We start from the raw sequence: 16026 nt of genomic DNA, 5'->3' as shown, positions 1-16026 counted from the left end.
AGAGCTGACGGTGGTCATCACCCCCTGGGCGGGTCGGGCCCTTCGGCCCCGACCGGGACCGCCGGCACGTCAGTCGCTGACCGCGACGAAGGCCGAGGCGCGCCCGGTGACCCGGCTGCCCGACGTCCAGCCGGGCGGCACGAGCGGCAGCTCGAGCGGCGCGCGTACGACGACGTCGACGGAGTCCGCGCGCACGGTCACCTCCGGCACCAGGCCGGGATGGTCGCGTCGCGCGCCCAGGCGGTCGAGGTAGTCCGCGACCAGCGCACGGGCCAGCCCCTGGTCGATCGCGGCCCGCTCCCCCAGCCCCTGCTCGTAGACCTGCGCTCCCTGGAGCCCGTCGGCCGCGGCGAGGGCGGCGCCGTCGGCCAGGGCGTCGAGCTCCTGCCGCCGGAGGTAGGCCGCCGACGCGTCGACCACCACGACGACGAGCAGCACGGCCACGAGGAAGAACCCCACGATCAGCAGCGCGGTCTGGCCACGTTCGTCCCTCCCGGGTCTCACCTGTCCTCCCGGAAGGTGCCGTAGGAGACCGTGCTGCGGGCCTCGACCCGGAAGCTCGGCGCCTGGCGACCGAGCGCGGAGGGGACCAGCGGCAGCACCACCTGGTGCCGGACGACCGCGGTGATGAGGCTGCCGGGCGCGAGGCAGTTGGCCGGGTCGGGGCGGCACGTGACGGTCACGACCGCGTCGCCGGCCCGGATGTCGTGGTCGGCGAGGGACACCGCAGCCGCCGCGCGGGCCCGGGCTGGTGCGGAGGCCTCGTCGGGCGCGAGCGAGTAGGCCCGGGCCGCGGCCCGTGCGGCACCACTGACCGCGAACGAGCCGGACTGGACGGCGAAGACCGAGACCATCACGTAGACCAGCGGGACGAGGAGCAGCAGCGACAGCCACGTCACCTCGACGAGCGCAGAGCCCTGGTCGGTGCGGCGTCTCACGGCAGCGTCTCCTTCACGGCGTGGCCGGTGACGTCGAGGTGCAGGGCGGGGCCCCAGACTCCGAGGGCGGGCACGTCGGCGGAGACCTCGACCTCGACACCCGGCTGGCCCTGGACGGTGGTGGCACGGGCGGTGACCGCGGCCGCGAGGTCGCCGGTCAGGGCGTCGGCGACCTGCTCGCGGGCACGTGCTCGTCCGTCCTCGAGGCCGCGGTCGACGCGGGCGGCGTACCTCGCCCCCTCGGACGCGGCGGAGGTGAGGGTGTTGCGCACGTGGAGCACGAGGCCGACCTGCAGGATGCCGAGGAAGAGCGGCACCAGGACGACCAGGACCAGCACGAAGTCGACGACCGCCGCTCCCTGCTGGTCGCGACGGCCCGGTGCGGGCGGGATCACGACACCGACTGCAGCGCCTCGCGGAGCATGCGCTCCAGCTCGGGGCCGGCAACCGCCCAGAGCCCGGCCACCAGGCCGGCGGTCATGACGGTCACCAGGACCCAGCCGGGCACGTCGCCGCGCTCGTCGGCCGTGCGCCTCGACGTGCGCGCGAACAGGCTGGCGAAGAACGCCATCAGGTGGGTGACGATGAGCTGCACTGCTACCTCCAGGGTCAGGGTGTGACCAGACGGAGCCCGACGAGGCCGGGCCAGAACGCGAACATGACTGTTGTCGGAAGGACAAGAAAGACGACTGGCACCATCATCGCGATCTCGCGACGACCACCCGACTCGATGAGGGCCCGCCGCTGCGCCTCGCGTACGTCGGCCGCCTGGGCGTGCAGGACCTCGGCCAGTGGGGTGCCGCGCTCGACGGCGACGGCGAGCCCGCTGGCGAACCGGGCCACCACCGGCAGACCGGTGCGGGCGGCGTAGTCGTCGAAGGCCGTGGAGACCGGCGTGCCGGTCCGCATCGCGGCGAGGACCCGCGCGAGCTCACGCGACAGGGCACCGCGACTGCGCCCGACCACGCGGTCGAGAGCGGCCACCGGGCCCTCGCCGGCAGCGACCGCGAGGGCGAGCAGCTCGGCCAGGGCGGGCAGCTCGGCCAGCACCTCGCCCTCGTGGGCGCGCACCTGCGCGGTGAGGCGGTTCTCGCGCAGCAGCACGCCGAGCGCGCCGGCGACCAGGGTCAGGACCACCATGGGCACGACCCTGGAGGGGCTGCGGAGGGCAACCAGCACGGTCAGCGCCCCGAACCCGCACAGCGCGACCAGGCCCCAGATCGCCTGCTGCACGCGGAACTCGGCGACGGAGAGGTCGAGGTCGGCACGCTCGAGGCGGCGGCGCACCGAGGTGGCCCCACCGAGGACGTCGCCGATCCCGGCGGCCAGCAGCCCGAGGAGCCGGCGCCCGGCGGATGCGCCCGCCGGCACCCGTCCGCCGCCGAGCTCGGGCAGGTCGGTGAGGTGGCGCAGCACTCGGCCGGCGAAGTCGGGCCGGCGCCTGGCCTGGACGTGCGCGACGACCAGCAGCGCTCCGAGCGAGAGCCCCAGCCCCGCGAGCCCTCCGGTGACCGACCAGCTCACGACAGCACCCGCTTCTCGGTGGGCAGGCGACCGATCCGGAGCATGGCGCGGTAGGCGAACAGGCACAGCGACGCACCGAGGACGAGCACCACGACGCCGCCGGGCGAGGAGTAGCGCGCGATCACGTCGGGCTGGAAGGACATGAGGAGCAGGACGAGCCAGGGCGCCGCCACCGCCAGCCGCGCGCCGTTGACCGCCCAGCTCTGCCGCGCCACGAGCTCGGAGCGGGTCCGAGAGTCGTCGCGGAGGTGGGCCGACAGGTTGCGCAGGAGACGGCCCAGGTCGCCGCCGCCGACCTCGCGGGCCACCCGGAGTCCCTCGACCACCCGGTCGCCGACCGGGTCGGCCAGCCGCACCTTGAGCGCGTCGAGGCAGTCGCCGAGCCGGCCCGAGGCCTGGTAGTCACGGGCGAACACCTGGAAGGCCTCGCGCAGTGGCTCGGGACCGCGGTCACCGAGGCCGGCGAGGGCGTCCGGCAGCGAGAGACCGGCTCGGACGGCGCTGGCGAGGTTGTCCACCGCGTCGGGCCACACCTCGGCCAGCTCCTGCTGCCGCGAGCGGCCCCGTGCGGCCACCCAGGCAAGAGGGGCGTAGGCGCCCATCGCCGCGAAGACGAACGCCACCGGCACGGTCCTGGAGATCACGAGCACCGTCAGGAACGCCACGAGGAAGAGGGCCGCACTCGCGGCCACGACGGTGCGCGGTGACGTGCCGGCCAGGCCGGCCCGGTCGAGCTGCTCCCTCAGTGCGGACGCGGGACGGGCGGACCGCTCCGGCGCCGGCGTGGAGAACGCGCTCCACACCAGCAGGAGGCCGACGCCCAGCAGCAGCCCGACGAACGCCCCCATCACCGGCCCCCGAGGATGCGGGTGAGGTCGATGCCGGCGCGCGCGAAGCGCTCGGGCCGCGGAGGCGTGCCGTTGGCGCGCACCAGAGTGTCGTCGCGACGCACGAAGACGGGCTCGGTCTCGATCACGTCACCCTCCACCCGGCCGGGGACGGCCACCACCTCGTGCACGCGTCGTACGCCGTCGGGGTCCAGCCCGAGGTGGACCACCAGGTCCACCGACGAGGCCACGGTCGGGACGACGAAGCGCGCCGAGATGTTCTCCCCCGCGAGCAGCGGCAGCGTGCACATCTTGACCAGCGCCTCGCGGGCACTGTTGGCGTGCAGCGACGCCATGCCGGGCAACCCGGCGTTGAGGGCGAGCAGCAGGTCGAGGCACTCCTCGGCGCGCACCTCCCCGACGATGAGGCGGCTGGGCCGCATGCGCAGGCTCTCCTTGACCAGGTCGCGCAGCCGGATCTCGCCGGTGCCCTCGAGCCCGCTCTGCCGCGTCTGGAGGGCGACCCAGTCGGGGTGCCGGAAGTCGAGCTCGAACACCTCCTCGGTGCTGACCACCCGCTGCCCGCCGGGGATGGCGGCCGCGAGGGTGTTGAGCATGGTGGTCTTGCCCGCCTGGGTGCGCCCCGGGGTCGGAAAGCGGTAATAATGGGGGCGAGACAGGCGACCCCCGCGTGGCTGGCACCACCGGGGGTCTGGACGGCACACGAGGAGCCGACATGACCGAGAGTAGCCAGCGCCGGGCGGCGCTGTACCTGCGGCAGAGCGTGACGCGGAAGGGCGACAAGGACACGGTGTCCCTCGCCGTGCAGGAGGACCGGTGCCGCAAGTGGGCCGAGTCCCAGGGCATGAGCGTGGTCGGCGTGTGGTCCGACCCGGACACCAGCGGGTCGAAGGTCGACCCCGCGGAGCGACCCGGGTGGCGCGCCCTCGCGGAAGCCGACTTCGACTGCGTGGTCGTCTACAGGATCGACCGGCTGTCGCGGAACTTCAACGCGTTCTGGGCGACGGTCCGCGCGCTCCAGGACCAGGGCCGGTCGCTCGCGAGCGTCAACGAGGGCTTCTCGCTCGACTCCCCCGTCGGCAAGATCGTCGCCTCCGTGCTCGCGGCCGTCGCCGAGATGACCGCCGACGACATCTCGGCGCGCGTGGCCGACTCGCGCCAGAAGGTCCTGGCCGACGGGCGGGCGCCGGGCGGCACGGTCTGCTACGGCTACCGCCGCGTGCGGGCCGCGGACGGCATCGGCTACGTGTACGTGCAGGACGCCGAGACGATCGGCTGGGTGAAGGGCATGGTCGAGCGCGTGCGCCGGGGCGACTCGATCCACAGCGTCCGCATGTGGCTCAACGAGGCCGGGGCCACCCCGCCCCGCCTGGCCCGCGCGCTCCGACACAACGCCGACCTGCCGGACGGCAGGGAGCCGGTCGAGACCGAGGGGCTGCCGACGACGTGGGAGTCGTGGTCCTCCGTCGAGCGCATCCTCCGGCACCCGTTCCTGTACGGGGCGGTCCCGTCCAACCCCGGCAACGTCGGCAGCAAGCGCCGGGGCGAGGGCGTCATGACCGACGCCGTCGGGCGCGTGGTGATTCACGAGCACCTGGCCGTCATGTCGCGCGGCGACTGGACCGCGATGGTCGCCGGGCTCGACGCCGCAGACAAGCCGCAGAACCGGCCGCGGGCGGCGCGCAAGCAGACCAGCGGGCTGCTCAGCGGCCTCGTGGTCTGCGCGTGCGAGGGCCTCGACGGCGGCCAGCGCATGTGGCGGAACTTCATCAACGGCAGGCCGGGCTACAACTGCCCGAAGTGCCGCATGTCCATCAGCAACTTCGAGGACGTCGTGGTCGAGGAGTTCCTGCGGGGGTGGGGCGACACCGCGCGCATGCACCGGGTCGAGACGGCCGACGCGGGCGGCGCCGAGGACGCCGCCGACCTGGCCCTCGACATCCGCGCGCTGCAGGCCCAGCAACTCGACGCCGACGACGCCGAGTACGACTCGCTCGCGACCCAAATCAAGGCCCTGCGTCGGCAGCGGGAGGCGGCGCTCGCCAGGCGTCCAGTGCTCCGGTGGGAGTGGGTCGCGACCGGCCAGACCTACCGCGAGGCGTGGGAGGCAGCCGAAGGCGACGAGGCGGCGCAGCGCCGCGTGCTCGACGACGTGCTCTCCCGGGTCACCGTGCTCAAGGGCAGGCCCGGGCGCCGCACGCGGGAACAGGTGCGGGCGCGCCTACTGTTCGACTGGAAGCCGGACGAGTCCTGGGTGGCCGAACCAGCGTGACGGGCCGGAACCGCTCTCGCGCTGTCGGCGGCCCCACATAGGGTGCCTGACATGGCAAGCACGAACTGCGGGCACTGCGGCCGCCTGGCGTACATGGAGCCGGTCTCCCACCTCCACGCGTCACCGGCGATCGGTGGTGGAGTCTTCGCAGACGCCGTGTACAAGTGCCCGAACTGCAAGCGGCTCAACATGGCGACCGAACGGACCACCTTCTACAGCGCGGGCATGTACCCGTCGGACACCGCGGACAACCACCAGTGGTCATCCCCCAGATGGTTCCCGCGTCACCTCGAGGTCATCGAGTTCGAGGATGTGCCGACCCACATCGGCGAGGCCGCCAGCGAAGCGACTCTGTGCCTCGCCGTCGGGGCCTACCGGGCCGCAGGCGCCCTCGCTCGCGCGGTCATCGAGGCGACCGCCAAGGACAAGAAGGCCGAGGGGCGCAACCTGGAGAAGCGGATCGACGCGCTCCGCGACGGCGACCACATCCGGAAGCACACGCAAGAGCAGGCGCACGAGATCCGGCACTTCGGCAACGACATGGCCCACGGGGACTTCGTCGAACCGGTCACGAAGGAGGAGGCCGAGGAGGTCGTCGAACTCATGGCCGAGGTCCTGGACGAGGTGTACCAGTCCCCGGCCCGGCTGGAGAAGCGCAAGGCGGCCCGCGTTGCTAAGAAGGCGAAGCCTCCGGCGCCCTAGCGGTCGTCGCGCAGCGCCTGCGTCGCGCGGCGCGTGGCCTCGGTAGGGCTCTCGGCCCACGTCGCGGCGGCGCGCTCGCGCTGCTCCGGGGTGAGGCCCTCCAGGTCGTCCTCGGCCAGGACGTCGTACGACTCCGCGGCCTCCGCGCCGCTCTCACACTGCCTGCACACCGGCGCCCTCCTCGGTCAGGACGACGACGCTACCCGGCTCGCCGTCCACGACGTCCGCGGACGCGACGGCGAGGTCGCCGGGCAGGTGCCACCCGCCGGGCACGCGCACGACGCGGAGGACCTCGACGCCGGCGTCGACCTCGACCCAGGTGCCCTCGGGCAGGGCCTCCAGGGCGGCCTCCAGGGCGACGGGGTCGGACACGTCGAGGGCGGTCACGACGCCACCGCGGCGTACACGCCGGTGCCCGCGAGCGCCGCCTGCATCGTGCTCTTGGCGACGCCGTAGTCCCGCACGAGCCGGGCCAGCGTGACGCCGTCGGCGTGCCGCTGCCGGGCCGTCCTGACCTCCTCCGGGGACAGCGCGGGCATCCGGCCGACGTACGCGCCGCGCTGCCGGGCGAGGGCGATCCCCTCGGCCTGCCGGGCGCGGATCATGTTGCGCTCCAACTCGGCGAACGCGCCCATGACCTGGAACAGGCAGCGGGCGTAGGGGTCCGCGGAGTCGCGCTCGAAGGTCAGGCCCTCCTTGATGAACTCGACGCGCACGCCGCGGGCGGTCAGGTCGTCCACGGTGGCGATCAGGTCGGCCAGGCTCCGGGCGAGGCGGTCGGCGCTGTGGCAGCGCAGGGTGTCCCCCTCGCGGACGTAGGCCAGGCAGGCGGCGAGCCCCGGCCGGTCGCGGTCCTTGCCGCTGGCCGTGTCCTCGTACATCCGGTCGCAGCCGCCCAGGATCTGCCGGTCGAGGCGCTGGTCTGCGGTGCTCACGCGGCGGTAGCCGACGATGGCTGGCATGGGTGGTCCCCTGTCGTTGTCGGCCCGTCCGGGCCGGGATGGTTGAAGCGTCAACCCCAAATATGCCCAGTCCCCGGACGGTCCGCTGACGGCTCACGGGTTGACCCCAGACGGCCCGCCGGGGTCGGTGGGAAACCGCCGGGGCCGAGAAACCGCCGCGCCGGGGGTGCAGCACCGTGCGGGGCCGCCGGGCGGTTTCTCCGGCGGTTTCTGTTTCACGCCCCGTCGGGGTCGGGGGCACTGCCCCCGGCGCACTCCCAAAGCCACTTCTCTGTTCTCCCTGCTTCTGCAGGGAGCAAGATCGACCCCAACCCAGGTAGGCCCGGAAACCGAAACCGCCCACAAAACCGCCCAACCCCCGGCGCCCCCGGAGCGGGCGGTTTGCGGTTTCCCGCCGGCCCCCGGGGCGCCCCGGCCGACAGGCCCGGCCGGGGCACCCCTGACGGCCCGCCTCAGAGCAGGTCGTGGTCGAGCCGCCACTTCTTCGTGCCGGAGCGGTGCAGCGTCACGCCGCGGTGGACCTGGCCCTCGTGGTCCGACAGCCACCACCCGAGCGACTTGCTGAACCCCGGCCGCCCGACCTTCTCGGCGAGCCTGCCCGGGAGGTCGTCCTCGACGATCCCGTCCTCGATCTCGACGGCGTCGCTGGTCTCGCGGGGGGTCCACGGCCGGGACCCCCAGCGCCGGAACAGCGCCTCGAACAGGGTCCCCGCCTCGTCCTCGTCGGAGAGGTTGGACCGCCGCACCGTGTCGGCGTGGTTGACGACCCCGGTGAAGCCGCCGAACGCGAGCACGCCGCGGGTCGCCTGCTGCCACTCGGCGAAGTCGTCGGACCGCCCCCCGCCGCCGGCGCTGGGCCGACCGGCCTGGACCCAGGCCGCGACCACCGTGACCATCGCGGCGAGCAGGTCGCCCCGGTGCTCGCGGACGTGGGCCTTGAGGTTGGTGTGCCGGAACGCCGTCCGCTCCTCCGGGCGCTCCATCTTGGCGTCGATCCACGACCACACCGTCCGGCGCCGCAGGTCGCCGCCGAGGGACAGGTTGTTGCCGGTGAGCACCCACACCCGGTCGTTCGGGGCGGTGACCTCCGTGTTCTCGCCGAGCAGCCGGTCGGACCAGACGTCGGACGTGAGGAGGCCCTCCAGCGCGGACGACCGCAGGGTGCCGCGCACGTTGTCGAACTGCGCGAACGCCCCCACCGTCTTGTCGAGGATGGTCGTGATCTGCTTGCGGAGTTCCTGCCCGTCGCGGGCCATCTCGGACCGGAAGACCCCGCCCACGACCTCGCGCAGGACCCACGCGAGCAGCGACTTGCCCGAGCCCGCCGACGGGGCGCCGATCGCGACCAGCGGGTAGGGCGGCGGCACGAGCACCTTCATGACCGGCGTGAGGAGCGCGGCGAGCCAGTTGGCCCGGTCGTGCTCGCTCACGAAGGGGAAGTCCGCGACGACGTCGAGCAGGGTGGCCAGCGCGGCCTCCGCGTCGGCCCGCGTCAGCCGGCCCGGCACCGCCGGCGTCTCCCGCGTCGGCAGGTAGAGCAGCCCGCTGCCGCGGTGGTAGCCGGGCTCGGAGAGCACCGACCCGTCGTGGAGCACCAGCGGCACGGTGGTCACGCCGTTGAGCCGCCGCGCGCCGCCGAGCAACTCCGGGGCGGAGAGCGCCCGGCCCGCGATGACCTCGGGGAAGATCGCGGGCACCGGCCCGGCCTTCTGCGTGGACTTGTAGACGCGGGTGTGGTGGTCGACGTACGCCGCGAGCGTGCGCGCGGACAGGCGCCGGACCTGGGCGGGGCCGTCCTCGTCGTACCGGACCGTCCCGTCCTCCTGCTCCTTCTTGCCGGCGGGCGGCACGTACCCGGCCTCCCCGACCCTGGCCGTGTAGACCAGTTCGTCGCCGCGGAGGAACATCCCGGCCAGGTCGCCGGTGCCGACGGCCCGCTTGCACCACTGCAGCGCGTCGCTGTCGTTGGCTACGTCCACCGACATGCGCTTGCGGGGCCGCTCGCCCGGCTCCGGGGCGAAGTCGTCGGCCGGGCTCCCGACGTCGCCGTCCCAGTCGTTGTCGGCAGCCGGTGCCCGCAGCCCCGCCTCCCACCCGCGCTGCAGCGTGTCGTTCGCCTTCGGCTCGTCGGGGGCGACGCCGAGGTCCGCGAACGCCTTGCGTGCCGCCTCCTGCAGCGCCTCGTGGGTGAGGTCGTCCTCCTCGGTGACGTCGTCGGGCAGCCGTGCCCAGAACCCGCCGAGCAGCACGCCCGCGTCGTAGATCCGCTTGTTGCGCTCGCCGTCCTTCGCCTCACGGAGCCAGTCCAGCGTGCCCCGCACCCGCGCTCGCGCGACGTCCGGTCGGAGGACCGCCAGGTCGACCGGGCCGTCGCTCTCCTCGACGTCGGAGGTCAGCGCGTCGACCCACGCCGCGGGGAGGGCGGCGGCGAGCGCCCAGCCCTCGCTGGGGACCCCGTCGAGCCGCTCGTCGTCGGCCGTGTGCCAGTGGTAGACCGCGCCGGTGTCGGGGTGGACGCTCGGCCACGCCACGGCGTACCGCGAGCCCCACCACACCGTCTCTACGCCCTCGCCCACGTCGCGCCACCGCAGGCCGGTGGGCACGCGGTAGAACGCGATCCGCGACCCGTCGTCGCGCGACGTTGAGTGCAGCGTCGGCGGCAGCGGCCCGAGGGCGGCCGCCAGCATGGCGACCGTCGTGTCGCCCGCGTGGCGGACGTCGACGTCGATGCCGACCACGTCCTCGGGCAGCCGGACCCCGACGTTGCCCTTTCGGCGCATCTGGGCGTGGAAGCGGAGGTCGGCGTCGGTCTCCGCGTACACGCCGCGGTGCTTGCTGCCGGTGTGGCCGGCGACCGGCGGCGACTTCGCCTTGCAGGGAAGGGAGATCGGCGCCATGCCAGCGTCGCGGTACGCCTCGGCGGCGGCCTCGTACGGCCCGGCCGGGTCGGGGAACAGCGTCATGACGCACCCCCGGACCGGAGCAGGTCGGCCAGTTCGTCGGCGTCGTCGGGGTCGATCGGCGAGCGGTCGAAGGCGGCCAGGATCTGCTCCTGCAGCCGGGCCGCGGTGTCGAGCGCGAGGGCGTCGGCGACGACCTCGGGCGGCTCGTTGTGCTTCACGGCGCGCGCGTACGCGGCCAGTGTCGTTGTCCTCGTGGGGATCACGGGAGTTTGCCCATCCGTGCGTGCGGCTTGCACGTCCACGGCTGCCGCGATGCTTGGGCCGTCCCGGAGGGCGTTCTCGCGGTCGAGGCCCCGACCGGCGGTACGCCCGTACTGGCGCCGGTGGGTGACTGCCCGTCATCCCGCAGGCTCCATCCTAGCTTGGGTTCGGCCAAGTGCGGAGACGGCCGAGCCCCGGCCGTCAGAGCAAGCGGCCGGGGCTCAGCGCACGGAGACGGGCGAACTCCGCTCCCATCATCCCGCGCGCCCGCCCCCTCGGACTTGGCCAGGCCCTGCACGGTGCCCATCTCTCGCCCGGCCAGGGGTGCCCGCGCACCTGGGCACCCGGCGGCCCTCGGCGGTCCAGAGAAGGCGCCGGCGACGGTGACGCGGGTGCCGCGCCGGTAGGCCCGGACCCTCGACGGACCGCCCTAGTAGCCCACGCGCCGGCGGAACCGCTCGTAGGCCCCCGGCGCCCCCGGCACCTTGCGGCGGGTGTTGTTGGGCACGGTGCCGAGGTCCCGCTTGCCGAGCCGCACGCCCTCCCGGGCGCCGCCGCCGCGGCGGATCTCGGTGCCGCGCAGGGCGGCCGCGTTGTTGATCGAGGGCACGCCGAAGTACGGCCGCGACATGAGGAACTCGGCGGCCATGCCGAGCACGTCGGCGATGTCGTCGTGGCCGTTGCCGGTCGAGTCGAGGGCGACCGTCTCCTTGCCGCCCGACGTCCGCGTCCTGACCACCACCGTGCCCAGTTCCGCCGTCTGTTCGGGCACGTCGAGCAGGTCGACCCGGCGCCGCTCGAACGCCTGCTGCAGGGCCGTCGCGCAGGCGTGGTTGTAGTTGGCGTCGATCGTGACCGTCTCGATCAGGACCCCGGTCTCCTGCAGCCCCTGGACCATCTGCCTTGCCTGGCTCGGGTCGATCCGCACCGGGGCGCTGCCGTACTCGGCGTGCAGCCGCGCGACCTCGTCGCGGACGTCGTCCAGGCGGACGTGGCGGCCGTGCCGCGGCAGCCACCGGGCGAGGACGTCCTGCACCACGCGGTCACCCTCGCGGTGGCACACGGTGACCACGGTGGCGTCCTTCACGACGCCGAGGTCGGCGGTCACGACGTAGGCGTGCCGCGGGTCGTACGGCCGAACGCGGACGCCCTCCGCGACCGCGGCGGCCAGGTCCTCCTCGCCGACCAGGCCGTCCTCGGGCGTCGTGAACTCGTTGAGGTGGAACATGCGGAACGCCGCCGCCGACGACAGGCCCTCCCGCTGCCGCTCCAGGTCCTCGGGCGTGCGCCACGGGGCCGGGCCGGGCGCGAGGCTGTAGCGCCAGTGCTTCGAGCCCTGGAAGGTGGTCAGCCGCCCGTGGGGCCAGGTCCCGATCGGCCCGGCCGACGTGACGATGAGGATGCGCGCGTTGCCCTGCTTGGGCAGGCCCGAGTAGACGTTGTCCCACAGGTCCTGGAACGACGCGGTGTCCTTCCAGTTCGCGAACTCGTCGAGGATCAGCAGGTGCGGGCTGGCCCCGAGCGCCGACGCTGCGTCGGAGGTCTCGACCACGATCGCGGCGTCGTTGTCGGTGCGGGTCACCCGGCTCGCGGTGACCTTCAGGGGCACGGACGGCAGGTGGGCGGCCGCGGTGCGGATCGCGGTCATGATCTTGCGGGCCTGTTCCAGGTCGACCGCGAACACCTGCACGACCCCGTTGGCGGGCACGTCGGTCAGCAGCGCGGCGAGCGCCGCGACGCCGGAGTCGGTGGTCTTCATGTAGCCGCGGGCGCGCTGCCAGACGTGCTGCCGGGAGTCGTCCCCGGCGAGCAGGGCTCGCATGTCGGCCCGCTGCCGGGCGTCGGCGACGGACCCCCACGGCGCCGGCTCGGACGTGCCCGCGACCACGCGCAGGGTCAGGGCGACGTTGTAGGCGGCCTCGCTCACCGCGTCGGCCTCGCCCGCTTCGGCGCCGTGGCCCGGGTGTACGCCGCCCACCGCTCGGCGTCCACGCGGTAGCGGCGGTGGCCTTCGAGGTTGCCGAGGTCCTCGACCTCGACGGCGCCCCCGGCCCACTCGGCGAAGCGGGCCAGGCGCGCCTCGGCCTCCTCGGCCCGGAACGTGACCACGGTCGCCGCGGTCACGCCGCGCCCCTCGCCAGGACCGCGCGGTGCAGGTCGCGCAGGGACGCCGCCGGGCCGCCGACCTCCAGCGTCGCCGCGAGCGCCGCGAGGCAGGCCGCGCACGGCTCGGCGATGCCCTCGTCGTCCGGCGTCATGAGGAAGAACTGCACCCGGTTGGCGCACGCGCGGTCACCGCAGAAGCCGCTCACCGGGCCACCGCCTCGCGCAGCACCGCGACCTCGCGCTGGAGGTCGGCCACCTGGGACCGGAGAAGGGCCAGGGGGTCCATCTCCGGCTCGGGCAGGGCCAGGTCGACCCACCCCCACGGCTCGCCCGGCGGGAGGCCGGTGGCGACCCACGCCTGCAGGCCCGGCACCCTCGCGCCAGCGACCCAGTCGATCCCCTTGGCCTGCATGGCCGCCCGCTCCAGGAAGGTCGCGCCGACCGCGCCGACGTCGCGCAGGACCTCGGCGCAGGTGGAGCACACGCAGCCGTCGAGGAAGTCCGGCCCGCGGGTCAGCGCCTTGGTCCGCACTGTGGCCCACCCGGCCGACCGGGCGACGCCGCACGCCACGCAGGCGGGCGGGTGGCCCTCCGGCGGGGCGGTCGGCGGCACCGCCCGGTCGCGGGTCGCGGCGTGGACCCGCATGTCGAGCACCTTGGCGTAGCCGAGCCGGAGGGCGGCCAGGCCGTCGGCGCCGACGTGGGCGAACGCCTTGCGCTGCGGGCCTCGCGCCCCCCGGCCGCCGCGGTCGTCGCCGCGGTCGTAGAGGACCTCGGTGACGTCGACCCCGGCCTCCTCGAACGCCTTGGCGGCGAGCACGTCGTCGGCCTCCTCCTTGCCCAGAACGCGGAGCGCGGCGCGGACGGCGAGCCCCGGGCGGGCCGGGTCGAGCGCGGCGCAGTCGTCGCAGGTGCCGACCTCGTAGCCCTGGCCGACCGCCACGCCCGCGGGCGTGCGGACCAGGCGCCGTTCCGGGCGCTGGTCGGTGGCCAGGCCGCAGACCTGGCACGCGACGGCGCTCACCGCCGCGCCTCCCTCTCGTCCAGGTCGAGCAGGCGCCGCTTGCTCTCCGGCGACCGGCTCGCCCACTGCGGGTCGTCGCGCACGCGGCGGGCTCGCAGGACGAGGCGGCTGGTGCCCCGGCCCCGCCGCGGTGACGACTCCGCGGCGAGGCTGGGGGTCTCGGTGCCCGACCAGGGGTCGGGCGGCTCGGGGGGACCGCCGTGAACCTCGCCGTTGGCGTAGCGGTAGGGCTCGATCACGGCCGGGCCTCCCCGCGGAGCAGGCGGGCAGCCTCGGCGGTCAGAGCGGCGGCATGGGCGACGACCAGGTCGCGCTCGGCCTGCACCACGCCGGGGTCGTCCTCGCATCTCCAGCGCCGGAGTGCTGCGAGGCGGGCGCACGCGGCGCTCACGGTGGGCATTTCTGACATGGAAGCCGTTCCTCTCAACTCAAGGTGTCGGCTTCCTCAGGTCAATCATTACGCGACTTCGCCGGATGCTGTGCAGCCAGGGCATCCTCCTAGCGGAGGCCAGCGGCGTCGAGCCTCCGCAGGAGCAGCGAGGCGAGGGCCAGGTAGTCCAGGGCCTCGTCCGGGGTGTCGCCAACCTCGACCTCGTGGCCGCGCGGGTTGCGGATGCCCGCGGTCGCACCCGCGAACATATGCCGGTATCCGCGCTGCTCGTCGACGTCGGAGTCGTTGGCGAGGGCGTTCAGTTGTACCTTCGGCGCGTTCTCGTTGAAGACGTCCATCATGAGGTCGAATCCGACCTTCCTCCGCACGTTGGAGATCCGCTTGACCTCCTTCTCGATGAACTTGAAGGCGGAGAAGACGGCATCCTCCCAGTAGCCGTCGTCAAACAGCGACCGGACCTTCTTGGGCAGGTCCGGGTGGATGTTCCGCGACTCGAACGGGTGCGGCTCCTCGACTTCGACCACCTCGATCACGGCCGCGTCCGTGGCGGTGGCGCTGTCGGCGGCCTCGACTGACAGGGCGGCCGGTGCCGCGCCGACCGACCGCGTGATCCGCTCGAAGCGGTCGAGCGGTTCGCTCACGACATCAGGTGCTTCTTGATGCTCGCGAAGATCGCGTCGTAGGTGTCGGCGTCGCCCCCGGGCGGGAGGTTGACCTCGATGCGGACCGTCAGCCCGACGTCCTGAACGCCCTGAGCCTTCAACTTGACGCCGTCGCCGTCGCCGCCGACAGGCTTCTCCGTCTGCTTGGCCGAGGCCTTCTTGGCGGTCGCCTTCTTGGCCGAGCCGTTCGTGCCCGAGGCGGCCTTCTTGGCGGTCGCCGTCCGCGCGACCGGGACGTCCCCATGCCCCGCGATCGCGGAGAGGGTCTGGAAAGTCGACGCCTGGCGCTGCCCCACGAGGTCCGAGGTCCTGTCGGCGGCGCGGAACCAGTGGGTCAGGTCCTGCTTCTCGGCCTCGAACGCTCCGTCCCCCATCTCGTCGAACAACTGCGCGTAGGCGCGGCGAAGCGTCGCGTCGAGGCCCTCCTTGAAGGCCTCGTCGTTGCCGTAGAAGAACTGCGTGTTGTCCGCGACCCGGTTGCCCTCATCGTCGACGATGCCCAGAAACCGCAGGATGGAGATCACGTACGACTCGTTGGCGGGGGCGATGTTGAACCGCTGCAGGTAGCCAGCATCCACCTTCGACCAGCCGCCCTTGCGGAGTTGCGCAAAGGCCGCGGCAAGCGCCGCCTGGCCGGAGATGTACGGATAGGTCGCCACGGGTCCCCCTCTAGGTACAGGTAAATGCCGAGACCATACCTGCGACGACCGACATGGGCGGACAGGTTATGCACACGCCGGGGCGTAAGAGGGGCGGCCCGGGGCCAAATATCGCTGTAATCCCCCGGCCCGAGTGCCGCCGCTCACGACGATGTTGAGACCGGCGCTCACGGAGGCCGAGAGGAAGTCGGCGGCCGGCTGCGTGAGGCTGCCCAGGGCGACCAGGTCGGAGAGCCGCGCCGCGCGCACGACGAACTTGCGGATGTTGACGGCGCTGAACCCGCGCGAGATGCCCTCGAGGACCACGTGAAGGCGGTGCCCGCCCGGCAGCATCGCGTCGACGAACGGCTGGCTGATGTCGACGCGGCGGCCGCTGGACTTGAGCATCCGCTCGACGAGCTCGGCGACCTGGGCCCGGGTGAGGACGACCGGCGTCAGCTCGTGGCGACCCGCCCGAGCGATGAACACGCGCGCCGGGTCGTTGATCCAGATCTCCTCGACCGACGGGTCCTCGAGGTAGCGCTGGAGCGGGCCGTAGCCGGCCAGGTTGGCGACGAGCTCGTCGACCAGGGCCTCGGAGTCCACGACCGGGAGCACCGCGCCGGTGAGGCTGCGCTCGTCGTGGGCCCGGACGACCGACGTGGCGAGGCGGCGTACGGCGGCGTGGTCGCGCTGCGGGTCGACGCCGTCGCGACGCACGACCTCTCGCAGGTGCGCGTCGAGCGCGTCGCGGATCGCCTCGTCCGAGGAGGTGATGTGCAGGCTCATGTCCCC

Annotated in this window: 23 protein-coding genes; 2 read left to right on the top strand and 21 right to left on the bottom strand. The window is 73.7% G+C overall.

What is annotated here, in order from left to right:
* Window positions 1-69: 69 nt before the first annotated feature.
* Genes J2S63_RS18250 through J2S63_RS18220 form a run of 7 tightly spaced genes read right to left on the bottom strand, consistent with a single transcriptional unit; the run spans window position 70 to window position 4014 of the window.
* Complete coding sequence (locus tag J2S63_RS18250) at window positions 70-504, bottom strand: pilus assembly protein TadG-related protein (protein WP_310305265.1); 435 nt, start codon at window positions 502-504, stop codon at window positions 70-72.
* Window positions 501-938 carry a hypothetical protein gene (locus tag J2S63_RS18245; RefSeq protein ID WP_310305262.1) on the bottom strand — a complete coding sequence of 146 codons (438 nt, stop codon included), beginning with the start codon at window positions 936-938 and terminating at the stop codon, window positions 501-503. Before J2S63_RS18245 ends, J2S63_RS18250 begins: the two co-directional genes overlap by 4 nt.
* Window positions 935-1333 (bottom strand): TadE family protein, encoded by a 399-nt coding sequence (locus J2S63_RS18240; protein WP_310305257.1) that lies wholly within the window; start codon window positions 1331-1333, stop codon window positions 935-937. The genes J2S63_RS18245 and J2S63_RS18240 overlap by 4 nt, the downstream gene beginning before the upstream one ends.
* Window positions 1330-1533, bottom strand: a complete 204-nt coding sequence (locus J2S63_RS18235; protein ID WP_374725123.1) for a hypothetical protein — start codon at window positions 1531-1533, stop codon at window positions 1330-1332. Before J2S63_RS18235 ends, J2S63_RS18240 begins: the two co-directional genes overlap by 4 nt.
* A 14-nt stretch (window positions 1534-1547) precedes the next feature.
* The gene (locus J2S63_RS18230) at window positions 1548-2462 is read right to left on the bottom strand and encodes a type II secretion system F family protein (RefSeq protein ID WP_310305254.1); all 915 of its coding nucleotides are present in this window, start codon (window positions 2460-2462) and stop codon (window positions 1548-1550) included.
* The gene (locus J2S63_RS18225) at window positions 2459-3310 is read right to left on the bottom strand and encodes a type II secretion system F family protein (RefSeq protein ID WP_310305252.1); all 852 of its coding nucleotides are present in this window, start codon (window positions 3308-3310) and stop codon (window positions 2459-2461) included. Before J2S63_RS18225 ends, J2S63_RS18230 begins: the two co-directional genes overlap by 4 nt.
* Window positions 3310-4014, bottom strand: a complete 705-nt coding sequence (locus J2S63_RS18220) for a TadA family conjugal transfer-associated ATPase (RefSeq protein ID WP_310305250.1) — start codon at window positions 4012-4014, stop codon at window positions 3310-3312. The genes J2S63_RS18225 and J2S63_RS18220 overlap by 1 nt, the downstream gene beginning before the upstream one ends.
* An 11-nt stretch (window positions 4015-4025) precedes the next feature.
* Here J2S63_RS18220 and J2S63_RS18215 point away from each other — a divergent pair, with 11 nt between their 5' ends.
* Together J2S63_RS18215 and J2S63_RS18210 are read left to right on the top strand one after the other, a co-directional pair.
* Window positions 4026-5582 (top strand): recombinase family protein, encoded by a 1557-nt coding sequence (locus J2S63_RS18215; protein WP_310305247.1) that lies wholly within the window; start codon window positions 4026-4028, stop codon window positions 5580-5582.
* Between the two features lie 51 nt (window positions 5583-5633).
* Complete coding sequence (locus J2S63_RS18210) at window positions 5634-6284, top strand: DUF4145 domain-containing protein (RefSeq protein WP_310305242.1); 651 nt, start codon at window positions 5634-5636, stop codon at window positions 6282-6284.
* Here the strand turns inward: J2S63_RS18210 and J2S63_RS18205 are convergent.
* From J2S63_RS18205 to J2S63_RS18140, 14 genes are all read right to left on the bottom strand, one after another.
* Entirely contained in the window at window positions 6281-6454 is a 174-nt protein-coding gene (locus J2S63_RS18205; RefSeq protein WP_310305239.1) for a hypothetical protein, read from the bottom strand. The genes J2S63_RS18210 and J2S63_RS18205 overlap by 4 nt on opposite strands.
* Entirely contained in the window at window positions 6438-6671 is a 234-nt protein-coding gene (locus J2S63_RS18200; RefSeq protein WP_310305237.1) for a hypothetical protein, read from the bottom strand. The genes J2S63_RS18205 and J2S63_RS18200 overlap by 17 nt, the downstream gene beginning before the upstream one ends.
* Window positions 6668-7246 carry a recombinase family protein gene (locus J2S63_RS18195; protein ID WP_310305236.1) on the bottom strand — a complete coding sequence of 193 codons (579 nt, stop codon included), beginning with the start codon at window positions 7244-7246 and terminating at the stop codon, window positions 6668-6670. The genes J2S63_RS18200 and J2S63_RS18195 overlap by 4 nt, the downstream gene beginning before the upstream one ends.
* A 452-nt stretch (window positions 7247-7698) precedes the next feature.
* Window positions 7699-10209, bottom strand: coding sequence for a bifunctional DNA primase/polymerase (locus J2S63_RS18190; protein WP_310305233.1), 2511 nt, complete (start codon window positions 10207-10209; stop codon window positions 7699-7701).
* Window positions 10206-10367: a hypothetical protein gene (locus J2S63_RS18185; protein ID WP_310305230.1), complete on the bottom strand. Its 162-nt coding sequence runs from the start codon at window positions 10365-10367 to the stop codon at window positions 10206-10208. The genes J2S63_RS18190 and J2S63_RS18185 overlap by 4 nt, the downstream gene beginning before the upstream one ends.
* Before the next feature lie 473 nt (window positions 10368-10840).
* Complete coding sequence (locus J2S63_RS18180) at window positions 10841-12337, bottom strand: terminase large subunit domain-containing protein (protein WP_310305227.1); 1497 nt, start codon at window positions 12335-12337, stop codon at window positions 10841-10843.
* Window positions 12334-12534 (bottom strand): hypothetical protein, encoded by a 201-nt coding sequence (locus J2S63_RS18175; RefSeq protein ID WP_310305224.1) that lies wholly within the window; start codon window positions 12532-12534, stop codon window positions 12334-12336. The genes J2S63_RS18180 and J2S63_RS18175 overlap by 4 nt, the downstream gene beginning before the upstream one ends.
* Window positions 12531-12722 carry a hypothetical protein gene (locus J2S63_RS18170; RefSeq protein WP_310305221.1) on the bottom strand — a complete coding sequence of 64 codons (192 nt, stop codon included), beginning with the start codon at window positions 12720-12722 and terminating at the stop codon, window positions 12531-12533. The genes J2S63_RS18175 and J2S63_RS18170 overlap by 4 nt, the downstream gene beginning before the upstream one ends.
* On the bottom strand, window positions 12719-13540 hold the full coding sequence (locus J2S63_RS18165) for a hypothetical protein (protein WP_310305217.1): 822 nt from the start codon (window positions 13538-13540) through the stop codon (window positions 12719-12721). The genes J2S63_RS18170 and J2S63_RS18165 overlap by 4 nt, the downstream gene beginning before the upstream one ends.
* A complete protein-coding gene (locus J2S63_RS18160) occupies window positions 13537-13779 on the bottom strand; it encodes a hypothetical protein (protein WP_310305214.1) in 243 nt (80 codons plus the stop codon). The genes J2S63_RS18165 and J2S63_RS18160 overlap by 4 nt, the downstream gene beginning before the upstream one ends.
* On the bottom strand, window positions 13776-13940 hold the full coding sequence (locus tag J2S63_RS18155; RefSeq protein WP_310305210.1) for a hypothetical protein: 165 nt from the start codon (window positions 13938-13940) through the stop codon (window positions 13776-13778). The genes J2S63_RS18160 and J2S63_RS18155 overlap by 4 nt, the downstream gene beginning before the upstream one ends.
* 98 nt (window positions 13941-14038) lie before the next feature.
* Window positions 14039-14572 carry a TIGR02391 family protein gene (locus J2S63_RS18150; RefSeq protein ID WP_310305207.1) on the bottom strand — a complete coding sequence of 178 codons (534 nt, stop codon included), beginning with the start codon at window positions 14570-14572 and terminating at the stop codon, window positions 14039-14041.
* Complete coding sequence (locus J2S63_RS18145; protein WP_310305204.1) at window positions 14569-15252, bottom strand: DUF5343 domain-containing protein; 684 nt, start codon at window positions 15250-15252, stop codon at window positions 14569-14571. Before J2S63_RS18145 ends, J2S63_RS18150 begins: the two co-directional genes overlap by 4 nt.
* A 66-nt stretch (window positions 15253-15318) precedes the next feature.
* Window positions 15319-16020, bottom strand: a complete 702-nt coding sequence (locus J2S63_RS18140) for an ATPase, T2SS/T4P/T4SS family (protein WP_310305202.1) — start codon at window positions 16018-16020, stop codon at window positions 15319-15321.
* Window positions 16021-16026: the final 6 nt, after the last annotated feature.

This window comes from Nocardioides marmoribigeumensis (assembly GCF_031458325.1).
Taxonomy (GTDB): Bacteria; Actinomycetota; Actinomycetes; order Propionibacteriales; family Nocardioidaceae; genus Marmoricola_A; species Marmoricola_A marmoribigeumensis.
The sequence above is the reverse complement of the archived record's forward strand: the minus strand, read 5'-3'. Positions and strand labels throughout refer to the sequence as shown.

What these genes read in the sequence shown, in the direction of transcription:
- J2S63_RS18155 (WP_310305210.1), bottom strand. Translation starts at nt 13,940, where the DNA reads ATGCCCACCGTGAGCGCCGCGTGCGCCCGCCTCGCAGCACTCCGGCGC.
- J2S63_RS18215 (WP_310305247.1), top strand. Translation starts at nt 4,026, where the DNA reads ATGACCGAGAGTAGCCAGCGCCGGGCGGCGCTGTACCTGCGGCAGAGC.
- J2S63_RS18195 (WP_310305236.1), bottom strand. Translation starts at nt 7,246, where the DNA reads ATGCCAGCCATCGTCGGCTACCGCCGCGTGAGCACCGCAGACCAGCGC.
- J2S63_RS18225 (WP_310305252.1), bottom strand. Translation starts at nt 3,310, where the DNA reads ATGGGGGCGTTCGTCGGGCTGCTGCTGGGCGTCGGCCTCCTGCTGGTG.
- J2S63_RS18140 (WP_310305202.1), bottom strand. Translation starts at nt 16,020, where the DNA reads ATGAGCCTGCACATCACCTCCTCGGACGAGGCGATCCGCGACGCGCTC.
- J2S63_RS18190 (WP_310305233.1), bottom strand. Translation starts at nt 10,209, where the DNA reads ATGACGCTGTTCCCCGACCCGGCCGGGCCGTACGAGGCCGCCGCCGAG.
- J2S63_RS18210 (WP_310305242.1), top strand. Translation starts at nt 5,634, where the DNA reads ATGGCAAGCACGAACTGCGGGCACTGCGGCCGCCTGGCGTACATGGAG.